Origin of the sequence: Mesorhizobium sp. M1E.F.Ca.ET.063.01.1.1, from assembly GCF_003998155.1 — a bacterium.
In the GTDB taxonomy this organism is placed as follows: domain Bacteria; phylum Pseudomonadota; class Alphaproteobacteria; order Rhizobiales; family Rhizobiaceae; genus Mesorhizobium.
This window is the reverse complement of the sequence record NZ_RZSC01000152.1, coordinates 1-10,087: the sequence shown is the minus strand read 5'-3', so window position 1 is coordinate 10,087 and position 10,087 is coordinate 1. Positions and strand designations below refer to the sequence as shown.

Sequence of the window (10,087 nt, the reverse complement as noted above, 5' to 3'; positions counted from 1 at the left end):
CCCCTCATCCGTCCGAGCTTCGCTCGGACACCTTCTCCCGCAAGGGGAGAAGGGGCGCCGGCCCTACCCCGCCTTCGCCTGCCGCGGATGGCTGATCGAGTCCCGCACGGTGCCGTAGGACGCGCCCCAGCGGTCGGTCATGTCGCAGCGTATGTCCCAGAGCTCGGGGAAGAAGCGGTGGCGGGCGCCGCCTTCGAGGATTTCCACCGGTCGGCCTTTGAGCGACTTCGCGCCGAGCCCGATCGAGCGGTGGATGAGATAAAGGTGGTTGGCGCGGAATTTCTGGAAGAGCTCGTCGAACTCAATCAGCGCCTCGGCAACGACGTAAGCGTCACCATGGTCGTAGTGGGCGTCGTAGATGTCCTCGACCGAGAGTCCACGGCCGTCGAGATAGGAGTGCTTGAAGGCCCGCCAGAGGTCCGGCGGCAGGCGCAGGATGAGCTTGAAGCCCGGCGACTCCTGGCCGCTGCCATTGCCGAGCTCGAGGCGTATCTGCTGATACTCTTTGGGCGACATGGTCTCCAGCAGGTCGAGCTGCGCCGTCATCATGCGCATCAGCCGGTGCACGCGGCCCATGAGCGTGACGATGCGATGCGTATCCTCTCTCTCCAGATAATCGAGGACGTCGACCAGCGTGTAGGCGATGAGCTTCATCCACAGCTCCTCGACCTGGTGCACGATCTGGAACTGCAACTCGTCGGCGTTGACCATCTCGGCGAGCGGCTTCTGGCAGGTGAGCAGTTGGTCGCATTTGAGATAAACGCCGTAGTCGCGCATTTCGGGCGCCTCGATGCGGGCGTGATAGTCCGATTTGTCCATGGCTCATCCTCCTCGCACGGGCATGTTCGACGGATGCCCAAAGAATAGCGCTTTCGGCTTGAACATTGTTCCTTTCTGTTATCCAATTCGGCGAAATCGAAGGACAATTCATCGCCTTTTATAGAGTTTTGGAGAACGAAATATGCTGGACGCCGTCGACCGCAAAATCGTTGCCGCCCTCGAACGCGACGCGCGCATCTCCTTCGGCGAACTAGCCGAAGAGGTTGGCCTGAGCAAGACGCCGTGCTGGAAACGGGTGAAGGCACTTGAGGATGCAGGCGCCATCCGCGGCTATTCCACCCGCATCGATCCGGCGGCGATCGGCTTCGGCATCGAGGCCTTCATCCAGGTGTCGATCGACTTTGAGGTCTCGGACGCCTTCGAGGCGGCCGTGAAGAAGCATCCGCTGATCCGCCGCTGCTACGCCACGACCGGCGAGGCCGACTATCTGTTGCAGATCGTCACCGTCGACATGAGGGCGCTGGACAGGATGCTGCGCGAGGAACTCAGCCGGCTGCCCGGCGTGCGCCGCACCGTGACCTCGATGGCGATGCGCGAGATCAAGGGCGATATCTCGTTCGCCGACGCCGCGGCGCATGCGCTGACATAAGTCACGGCGGCAAAGATCAAAGAGACGTCGGCGGGACAGAGCGCGAAGGAACGCTACGGTAGGTATTCGGAGGTCACCTCCGGGCCAGGCTGAAGATCCTCGTGACGAGTTCCGTCCCGCGCTACCTCTTCCTTTTCCGCATCGGCCTTGCGCTTCGGGCACTCCTCGAAATCATGGTCGCGGCCACCGCAATAGGAGCAGCATTTGGCAGGCTTATCGGGGTGGAGCATCGAGGCCATTCCCAAGAATGCGCGAAAAGGTTTCCGGTTGCAGCAATGCGTGAAGCCGCCGCAACCACCCAATGCCCCACTGTCAAAATCAAAGGAGCTCGCCGCTTGCGCGGCGGGCTCCCGCTCAGTCACCGCTCACGCATGCGCGTGGGGATGACGGAAGTCCCAGACGGCATAGGCCGATGCCGCGATCACCAGCACGCCGAGAACGACATGCGTGGCCATCACATTCGTGTCGGCCGCAAAGCCCAGCAGCCAGGGCGACACGATCAGCCAGAGCCCGAGGGCCATATTTACCCATTCTTCCCATTCTGCGAACACCGAAAGCGTCGCGAGCGCCAGAGCGCCGAGCGCAACGCCGACAATCCAGGCGTTCCACGCGGGCACCATTACCGCGGTGAATCCGATGACCCAGGGTGAGATGAACAGGCAGATCGCAAGGACCAGAGTGATCCAGTCCATGCTCTTTCTCGCTTCCATCATTGCCATGACAACCTCCATGGATGAAGCTTGACCAAAGCAACTCACTTCGCGTGGACATTGCACGCTCACTCATTGATATAATTACGTTTTGTGAAGCTGCAAGGACGCGAGCCGGCAACCGCGGCTTGCGCCCTGCCCGGTGCCAGACGGCAAATACCTCTCAAACGCTGAAGTCGCCTTCGCCTTCCGCCCCCAGCTGCGGGACGACGATAGCCTCGAGCGGCGCCGTCAGCGACCATTTCAGCTCGCCGGGCGAGCGTTCGAGGCTGGAGGTTCCGCCAAGCGATTGCGGCGCCACGCGCTGCAGCACCACCGTGCCGAAGCCTTTTCGTGTGGACTCGTTCGTCTCGCTCTGTCCGCCGGGGTGGTTCAACGCCTCCTGCCAGACAAGGTGAAACCGGCGCCGGGCCTCCGGGCCGGTGTCGACCGTCCAGGTGATCTCGACATTGCCGCCCTCACCCGCCAGCGCGCCATATTTCGACGAATTGGTGCCGAGTTCGTGGAAGGCCATGCCGAGATTCTGCACGGCGTTCGACTGCAGCGTCAGCAGCGGGCCAGAGAGCGAGATGCGCTCCTCATGGCCGAACGGCTTCAGATGCTCCTGGATGAGATCGAAGAGGCTCGCCCCCGCCCATTCCGAAGTGACCAGAAGATCGTGCGAGCGCGACAGCGCCATGATGCGCGCACGGATCATCTCCTCGAACTCGCCGGGATCGGTCGAACGCTTGCTGGTTTCGCGGACCATCGACAGGATGACCGCGAACTGGTTCTTCACGCGATGGTTGACCTCACGCATCAGGAGCCGGATGCGGCGCTCGCTTTCCTTGGAGGCGGTGATATCGCGAGCTATCGTGGACGCGCCGACAATCTGGCCGGAAAGGTTCCTGATCGGCGAAACCGTGATGGAAACAGCAATCAGCGAGCCGTCCTTGCGCTTTCGCGTCGTGTCGAGGCTCGCCACGCCCTCGCCCCTGCGGATGCGGCCGATAATGTCACTTTCCTCGTCCTGCAGGCGCTCGGGGATCAGCATCAGGATCGACTGGCCGATGACCTCCTCGGCTTTATAGCCGAACATGCGCTCGGCCGCGTGGTTCCAGTCGGTGATGATGCTGTTCAGATTCTTGCCAATGATGGCGTCGAATGAGGAATCGACAATGGCCGCCAGCCGCGCATCGGCGTTGCTGATTTGTGATGCCCTGCCCCCGGATTTCACTGTTCCCTGCCCCTGGATTGCGCCAAGGCGTTAGTTAGCGCACTTGCGGATCAAGACAACAACCCGCAAAAGATGAAAAGATGAGATGCCATCTTGCTCTAAGTCTCGGAGCGATCGGGGTTTTCGTCGCCTTTGGCGGTCGGCGACAGCACACCGAAGTCCTGCGACTTGACGCCGGTCTCGGCGGTCAGGAAACCTTCCGCCGCGAGACCCCGGCGCAAAAGCTCGCGTACGGCAGCGGAACGGCTCGGCATTCGTTTGTCGAAGCGCCAGTTCTCGACTGCCGCCAGTTCCTCCTCGGTCAACATGATCTGCAGCCGCTGCGGTCGCTCCAACTCAGCCACTTCAGCCTCCCAAGAGACCAATACCAGGAATGAGTATGTGTCTCACTATGAGTGAAAATGGGAAACAGCACGCAGAACGTCAAGGTTGCTCGATAGGCAAAAGGCGGATGACCCTAACGATGCGGGTGATACCACGAAATCACATTCGTGATACTATGCTAACTATTTGTTTTATTTATGAATTTTTACATTTTCCTATTGCTATTCGCCCGATACGGGCGCATGGTGCGAACAGAGGGACAAACCGTCCGCGAAAGGAGGGTTTTCCGATGCAACGAGAATTTCCCGACCAGATGCGCGATGATGCCCACCGCAAGGTCCAGGAGGCCCTGCAAGCGAACGGGATCGTCAATATCATCAGCTTGTCGGAAGAGATCAGGCTCCGGAACCTCGAAGAGAACTTCGCCCGCGAGGATATCGAAGATTTGGTCATGCAGGTGGCCCAGATCTACGGCGCGCCGATCGAGTTCGACGAGCAGGTTCTCACCGCGCTCGACCTCAATGACGCTTGGCCGGGCGACAGGCGCAACGATCTGGAAAAGGCACTCGACCAACGACGGCTGCCGGGTTCCCCGATCGATCTGCTTCATTTGGATCCGAAAGGCTGAATTGCACAAGCGCGTCGCCCGAATTCGCCGCGACGCGCTTTAGTGGCCGTTCAACTCGCCCAGCAAGCGCAGGCCCTCCTCGTACTTGGTCGGGGCGATGCCCGCCTGAAACGCCTGCCAGAGATTGTCCTTGAGGTCCGCCTTCTTGACGGGCAGCGACAGCGGGTTCGAGGCTGCGCGAAAGATGAAGGCCTGCTCGCTCTCGTCCATCCTTCTGGTCAGGGCATCGACCGCCACGACCACCCGCAATCCGAAGCCGGCCGCCTCCAGCCTGTTCAGCGACCAGCCTTCGCCTTTCTCGATCACGTCGTGCAGGTAAGCGACGGTCTTCTCGTCGTGGGTTTCGACGGCGTCGGCAACGCGCCTTAGATGTTCGATATAGGGTCGGCCGGTCTTGTCCAGTTGGCCGCGATGGGCCTGCCTGGCGATCTTCGCTGCCCGGTGGAGCATGTTCACCTCGATCAACCTGTAAGCCCGCCTCGGCGGGGAGAGGGCCGAGACGGGCTGGATCGGGCTCTGGATACCCGGTCCGACAGCGCACATTTCGCGCGGATGCTGGGACTGCGCGCCATGGTGCAAGAGGAACATCAGCGACGCCTAAATGTTCCCTTCCAAATCCCGATTCCGGCGTTCGGCAAAGGCAGGAACCTCCGTGCAGCGCCGCCGTTAGCTCCTTGTGCAAAACGAAGGAGTTCGCGCCATGGATTGGAACCGCGTCGAAGGAAACTGGAAGCAGGTCAAAGGCAAGGTCAAGGAACAGTGGGGCAAGCTCACCGACGACGACCTCGACCGCATCGCCGGCAAGCGCGACCAGCTCGAAGGCAAGATCCAGGAACGCTACGGCATCGAGAAGGACCGTATCCGTCGCGACATCGACGACTGGGCGAGGCGCCAAGGCTGGTAGTGTCCGCCGACCGGAAAGCAAGGGATTTTGATTTCCGGACAATGAGGCTATGTTAGCTGACTAAGTGATTCATGGCACGGTGAACCGATGGCCAAGAAGAAATCGAGAACGGCCTTGTCCGTTTTCGCCACAGCCTCGCGATCAGAGGCCTCCGAAGCGATTTATTTTGCCCGCAAATGCGGCCTCACCCCTGACGAAGCCCTGCGGATAATGCGCGAGGCGCATGTGACGTCAGGGTTCAAGTCGCCAGACAACGGAAAACAGAAGCGCTGAGCCCGCAAGGGGGCCGATCGCGCCACCGGCAGGACGTATCCGCCGGCTGGCGGCTACCTTGGCATTGCGGAATGGAACTTCGGTCACTGCTGGCTGTTCCACTTGAAAGGCGGGCATCAGCATGACCAGATCGTCGCGGCATCTGCTCAAGGGCATCGGCTATACAATCTCGACGGCAAGCGTGATCCTGCTGGCGACCGTCAGTTGGGAGAGCGCATCGAAAAGTCCGCTGTTGATTGCCTGCCTGCTCGGCGGCGCCGCCACGTCGATCGTCGGCATGTTTTGCCGCTGGCTTTCCTACGAGATCGAAAAGCGTGGGGACGAGCGCCAGGGCAGCGTGACCGAGAAAAGGCCAAGCCTCGGATCGCCGCCAAGCAGCGTCACCTCCGTCTCCGCCGCCGGAACCCCGAGACCAGCACCGTGATCAAGCTGCTGGCAACGATCATGTGGCAACCTCGCCGCCGACACGCGGTTTGGTATCGCGGTCGGGATGGTTCCGGACAGGCGGCAGGGGGTGGGCCAGCGCCGAGATCAAAAGAAGCCCCGGCCGAGAGGACCGGGGCTGCAATTTCGGGAGTAACACGAAGCTCGGGAAACTGTCCGGTAACTCGCGCGCCTGGCAAAAGTTCCGGGCCAGTCCGGTTGGCCGTCCTTACTTCGGGTTTTGCGGCGGCAATTCATCAGGCTCGATAATCGGCATCTGGCTGTTGTCGGCCGGCGGAACGGTGGTGTTCTTGTCGCCGGTGGGCGGCGGCTTCAGCACACCGCCGCATTTGTCGAGCGTTTCCGACAGTTCATTCGTGGCGGCCTGCGGCTTCTGCTGCGGCTCCTTGGTGTCGGGCTTGGCCTGGCAGTCCCCTAGTTGCTGCAAGTCGGGGATGAGCTGCTGGTCCATCGGCTGATCGGCCGTCTGGGCGACCGCCGGCAGCACCGACATCATAACGGCTGCCATGATGAGAAGAATTTTCTGCATGGGATCCTCCTCATGGGTTCAGTAACCTCCAACGATCGGCAGGATCTCACCGGTGATGTAGCTTGAGCATTGCGGCGAAGCCAAGAATACATAGGCCGGCGCGATCTCCTCCGGCTGGGCGGGGCGCTTCATCGGCGTCTTGGCGCCAAACTGCGCGACGTCCCCGGCCTCCTTCTCCGACGGGTTGAGCGGCGTCCATACTGGACCAGGCGCCACCGCATTGACGCGGATGCCCTTGCCGATGAGATTACCGGAGAGCGCACGGGTGAAGGCGTGGATGCCGCCCTTGGTCATCGAATAATCGACCAGCTCCTTGGAGCCCTCGATGCCGGTGACGGAGCCGGTGTTGATGATCGCCGAGCCCGGCTTCATGTGCGGCACGGCTTCCTGCGCCATGTGGAAATAGCCGTAGAGATTGGTCTTCAGCGTGGTGTCGAAATGCTCTTCGGTGAGATCGGCGAAGTCCGCCGAGTGAACCTGGAAGGCGGCGTTGTTGACCAGCAGGTCGAGCCCGCCGAGCTTCTTCACGGTCTCTTCGACGGCCTTGCGGCAGAAGGCGCGCCTGGCGACATCGCCGCGCAGCGTGATGCAGCGCCTGCCCTCGGCCTCGACCGCCGCTTTCGTCGCCTTGGCATCGCGGTCCTCGCTGAGATAGACGATGGCGACATCGGCGCCTTCGCGCGCGAACAGCACCGCGACCGCGCGACCGATGCCGGAATCGCCGCCGGTGATCAGTGCAACTTTGCCGCCTAGCTTATTCGAGCCTAGCCAGAACGGCGCATCGTAGAGCGGTGCCGGCTCGATCGCCCATTCCTCGCCGGGCTTCGGGTGATGCTGCTTCGGGAAAGGTGGCACCGGATATTTTCGCGCGCCGGCCTGCATCGCACGCGAGGATTTGGATTTGCCGTTCGACCTGACGCGGTCCTTGGCATCGACCTTGCGCTGCACATCGCGCTGCTTGCGCACAGCTTGCCCGGTGTCGGATTGGGTCGGCGTGGCTGATCTCGTCGGCATCGCTTTCTCCGTCGCTTTGGAAGAACAACGCATGCGGGGAGAAAAAGTTGGCCCTGTCGGATGTCGACCCTTAGGAGCGGACCGTCGCGGCCGGCGTCAATCGGGATGCTCCCGCCCTTTTCGCGAGTGGAGCGGAGACGTCTTCGTTAAAGGATGGCCGGCCTCATCAAAATGGATGGCGACAGCGGGCAGCGGCTGTAGTGATATCTCGCTGAACTCCCGGGCAGGACGTCGGAGCACTCCGGTTCCTGTTGCTCCGGTGCAGGGCCGGTCAGCTCCGCGGGTTTCGGTGACGACGAGGAGAATTAGATGCGCTCTCCTGCCGAAAAGAACAAAAGGACGCTTCGCCCATTGCCGGTTGAGGACGAGCGCCAGCTACGGCTTGAGAAAACGCTCAGGCTCAGGTGCCTGAGAGCCTACGCCTCCTCGCTCTCGTTTGCTCCCGATGCTCAGTTTCACGATGAAATCGACTGCTCGGCGCTGTTCGCCGACTGGAACCGAGGTGGCCAGGCGCATTGCCAGTCGTATCCCCAGGTTCTACCGCCTCGCGCGTCCTTTGGACGCGCAAAGGACCCTGTAACCGTTTGATCCTGCGCATGATCCTTCCCGAGTATCCGATCTTTCGCGATCGTGCGTGGAGCAGGATGCAAGCGTCAATATGAACGCAGCCTCCGCTAGCGTTGCGGCCCGGGCCTGCGGATAGAGTCGAGACAGGATGGCAGGCCGGGCCTTTGCCCCCGACCGCTTCGGCACGGTTCATCAGCGCATACGTCAAAGTTAAATGCGGACGATCGCCGCAGATGCTAGTCGATCACTGTTTGGGGTCACTCTTAGGAGGAGAGTACCGTGGACATTGGAAATCTGATCGGCAAGCTATCAAGGACATTTCGGCGCCAGCGTGCCGCCCCAACCACTCCTCTCAGGCTGACCATGCTTCGCTCGCCGACGTGCCGTTAAGGCTACGGCCGCGCCCGCCCCACCGTCGGGCTCCGCCCATTCGGCCAGCGAGCAACATGTAGCTCGCATTTACAGCCCGCCCTTGGCCGATCGAATGCAACCGGTCGGCGGCATCTTCGTTTATGGCGATCCCAATCCTGATGGTGGCAACATGAAATCCATTTGGGCGAACAATCCTCTCTTCATTGCGGCGGCGGTGTTGACTGCGGCGCCCTTCGTCGGCCTCGCCTGGCGCACACGCGAATGGATCGGGTGGTGACGGGCCATGAGCCGATTTTTGCCGCTTACCATCCGCTTCGTCAGCGGCGGCACGATGGTGGTTTCCTCGATCGCCGGCGCAAAAAAGGCGCTTGGCGGAGAATGGAAGGACAAGAAGGCGCCGGACTACCTCGCGGCGGCGCGGCTGGTCGACGACGCCATGGCAGGCATCTGCCGCCCGGCTGTTGCCTTCGCCGCCTTCAAGAAGGCTGCCGCCCAGCAAGGCCTCCTGAGGTCGGCCGACCCTAGCGCGGCGCTCTCGATGCTCGACGCGCTATGGTCACGCGACGGCAAGAGCCCGCCGGACTGACGCGCTCACCTTCCAGTGGCCGCAGCAACCATACCCGACCTGAGCCGTTCCGACACCGGGAAGGTAAAACATGTTCGAAGGGTTTGAAATCGCCGAGGTCGACACGGACGGAGCACGGATTTTCATTCGCCGCGCCGGCAGCGGACCGGCGCTGCTCCTGCTGCATGGCTTCCCCGAAACGCATCTGATGTGGCGCGACGTGGCGCCGAAGCTCGCCGACCGGTTCAGCGTCGTCTGCGCCGACCTGCGCGGCTACGGGAGAAGCTCCTGCCCGCCATCCGATCCGGTCCATGCGCCTTACGCCAAGCGCGCCATGGCCGCCGACGTCGCGGCGCTGATGACGAAGCTCGGCTTTGCCCGCTTCATGGTTGCCGGCCACGATCGCGGCGGGCGTGTGGCTTATCGCCTGGCGCTGGACTGCCCCGATCGTATCGAAAAGCTAGCCGTGCTCGACATCATCCCCACCGCCGATGCCTGGGACCGGGCCGACGCCCGGCTGGCGCTCGGCTATTGGCCCTGGTCGCTGCTGGCGCAACCGGAGCCGCTGCCGGAGACGATCATGGCGGCGGCCGCGGATGCGATCGTCGACAATGCGCTGGGCGGCTGGGGCTCCTCGCCTGACGTGTTCCCGGCTGCCGTGAGGCAGGCTTACGTCAAGGCCTTGCACGATCCGATGCATATCCATGCCATCTGTGAGGAATATCGGGCGGCGGCGACGCTCGACCGCGAGCATGATCATGCCGACCGGTCGGTCGCCCGGCGCATTGCTTGCCCGGTCCTGACGCTCTGGAGCGAGCATGGCGCGCTCGCCGAGTGGTATGCAGCCGAAGGCGGCCCGCTGGAGCTGTGGCGGCGCTGGGCCCATGATGTGCAGGGCGGCGCAATGCCCGGCGGTCATTTCTTTCCCGAGGAACTGCCTGACGAGACAGCCGCCATGCTCAGCGATTTTCTGCTGCCGCCTAAAGCCCGTAGACCAGGGTGAGATAAATCGCCGGCGCGGCGATCAGGCAGAGCGCCATGGCGATAACCACGGCGTTGCCAAGCCGCACGGCGCGCCTGGCAATGTCGGCGGCGTCTTCATCGTCCTGGAT

At 62.2% G+C, this 10,087-nt stretch carries 16 protein-coding genes; 8 read left to right on the top strand and 8 right to left on the bottom strand.

Annotated elements, in window-relative coordinates:
* Positions 1–63: 63 nt before the first annotated feature.
* A complete protein-coding gene (locus EOA29_RS13720) occupies positions 64–819 on the bottom strand; it encodes a tryptophan 2,3-dioxygenase family protein (RefSeq protein ID WP_126094514.1) in 756 nt (251 codons plus the stop codon).
* 142 nt (positions 820–961) lie between these two features.
* Here EOA29_RS13720 and EOA29_RS13715 point away from each other — a divergent pair, with 142 nt between their 5' ends.
* Positions 962–1,429, top strand: a complete 468-nt coding sequence (locus tag EOA29_RS13715; RefSeq protein WP_126094515.1) for an Lrp/AsnC family transcriptional regulator — start codon at positions 962–964, stop codon at positions 1,427–1,429.
* Positions 1,430–1,482: 53 nt separating this feature from the next.
* Here the strand turns inward: EOA29_RS13715 and EOA29_RS41370 are convergent, their stop codons facing one another.
* The 4 genes from EOA29_RS41370 to EOA29_RS13700 form a co-directional block, all read right to left on the bottom strand.
* Positions 1,483–1,659 carry a hypothetical protein gene (locus EOA29_RS41370; protein WP_189350123.1) on the bottom strand — a complete coding sequence of 59 codons (177 nt, stop codon included), beginning with the start codon at positions 1,657–1,659 and terminating at the stop codon, positions 1,483–1,485.
* A 135-nt stretch (positions 1,660–1,794) separates the two neighbouring features.
* Complete coding sequence (locus tag EOA29_RS13710; protein WP_245468468.1) at positions 1,795–2,160, bottom strand: SPW repeat protein; 366 nt, start codon at positions 2,158–2,160, stop codon at positions 1,795–1,797.
* Between the two features lie 142 nt (positions 2,161–2,302).
* Positions 2,303–3,355: a PAS domain S-box protein gene (locus EOA29_RS13705; RefSeq protein ID WP_126094517.1), complete on the bottom strand. Its 1,053-nt coding sequence runs from the start codon at positions 3,353–3,355 to the stop codon at positions 2,303–2,305.
* A 98-nt stretch (positions 3,356–3,453) separates the two neighbouring features.
* Positions 3,454–3,699: a hypothetical protein gene (locus EOA29_RS13700; RefSeq protein ID WP_126094518.1), complete on the bottom strand. Its 246-nt coding sequence runs from the start codon at positions 3,697–3,699 to the stop codon at positions 3,454–3,456.
* Positions 3,700–3,992: 293 nt separating this feature from the next.
* Here EOA29_RS13700 and EOA29_RS13695 point away from each other — a divergent pair, with 293 nt between their 5' ends.
* Complete coding sequence (locus EOA29_RS13695) at positions 3,993–4,307, top strand: hypothetical protein (protein ID WP_126094519.1); 315 nt, start codon at positions 3,993–3,995, stop codon at positions 4,305–4,307.
* Positions 4,308–4,346: 39 nt separating this feature from the next.
* On the opposite strand, the gene EOA29_RS13690 is transcribed toward EOA29_RS13695, so the two are convergent.
* Positions 4,347–4,757: an HD domain-containing protein gene (locus EOA29_RS13690; RefSeq protein WP_189350723.1), complete on the bottom strand. Its 411-nt coding sequence runs from the start codon at positions 4,755–4,757 to the stop codon at positions 4,347–4,349.
* A gap of 250 nt (positions 4,758–5,007) precedes the next feature.
* On the opposite strand from EOA29_RS13690, the gene EOA29_RS13685 reads away from it, so the two are divergent.
* The 3 genes from EOA29_RS13685 (at position 5,008) to EOA29_RS13675 (ending at position 5,908) form a co-directional block, all read left to right on the top strand.
* Positions 5,008–5,211: a CsbD family protein gene (locus EOA29_RS13685; protein ID WP_126094520.1), complete on the top strand. Its 204-nt coding sequence runs from the start codon at positions 5,008–5,010 to the stop codon at positions 5,209–5,211.
* A gap of 87 nt (positions 5,212–5,298) precedes the next feature.
* Positions 5,299–5,484, top strand: a complete 186-nt coding sequence (locus EOA29_RS13680; RefSeq protein WP_126094521.1) for a hypothetical protein — start codon at positions 5,299–5,301, stop codon at positions 5,482–5,484.
* Between the two features lie 121 nt (positions 5,485–5,605).
* Positions 5,606–5,908, top strand: coding sequence for a hypothetical protein (locus EOA29_RS13675; RefSeq protein ID WP_126094522.1), 303 nt, complete (start codon positions 5,606–5,608; stop codon positions 5,906–5,908).
* Between the two features lie 228 nt (positions 5,909–6,136).
* On the opposite strand, the gene EOA29_RS13670 is transcribed toward EOA29_RS13675, so the two are convergent.
* The gene (locus EOA29_RS13670; RefSeq protein WP_126094523.1) at positions 6,137–6,457 is read right to left on the bottom strand and encodes a hypothetical protein; all 321 of its coding nucleotides are present in this window, start codon (positions 6,455–6,457) and stop codon (positions 6,137–6,139) included.
* Positions 6,458–6,475: 18 nt separating this feature from the next.
* The gene (locus EOA29_RS13665; protein ID WP_126094524.1) at positions 6,476–7,471 is read right to left on the bottom strand and encodes an SDR family oxidoreductase; all 996 of its coding nucleotides are present in this window, start codon (positions 7,469–7,471) and stop codon (positions 6,476–6,478) included.
* A 1,051-nt stretch (positions 7,472–8,522) separates the two neighbouring features.
* Between EOA29_RS13665 and EOA29_RS41365 the strand changes: the two genes are divergently transcribed.
* From EOA29_RS41365 to EOA29_RS13650, 3 genes are all read left to right on the top strand, one after another.
* A complete protein-coding gene (locus tag EOA29_RS41365) occupies positions 8,523–8,687 on the top strand; it encodes a hypothetical protein (RefSeq protein WP_189350125.1) in 165 nt (54 codons plus the stop codon).
* A gap of 6 nt (positions 8,688–8,693) precedes the next feature.
* On the top strand, positions 8,694–8,996 hold the full coding sequence (locus EOA29_RS13655; RefSeq protein ID WP_126094526.1) for a DUF982 domain-containing protein: 303 nt from the start codon (positions 8,694–8,696) through the stop codon (positions 8,994–8,996).
* A gap of 70 nt (positions 8,997–9,066) precedes the next feature.
* The gene (locus EOA29_RS13650) at positions 9,067–9,978 is read left to right on the top strand and encodes an alpha/beta hydrolase (protein ID WP_126094527.1); all 912 of its coding nucleotides are present in this window, start codon (positions 9,067–9,069) and stop codon (positions 9,976–9,978) included.
* Positions 9,979–10,087: the final 109 nt, after the last annotated feature.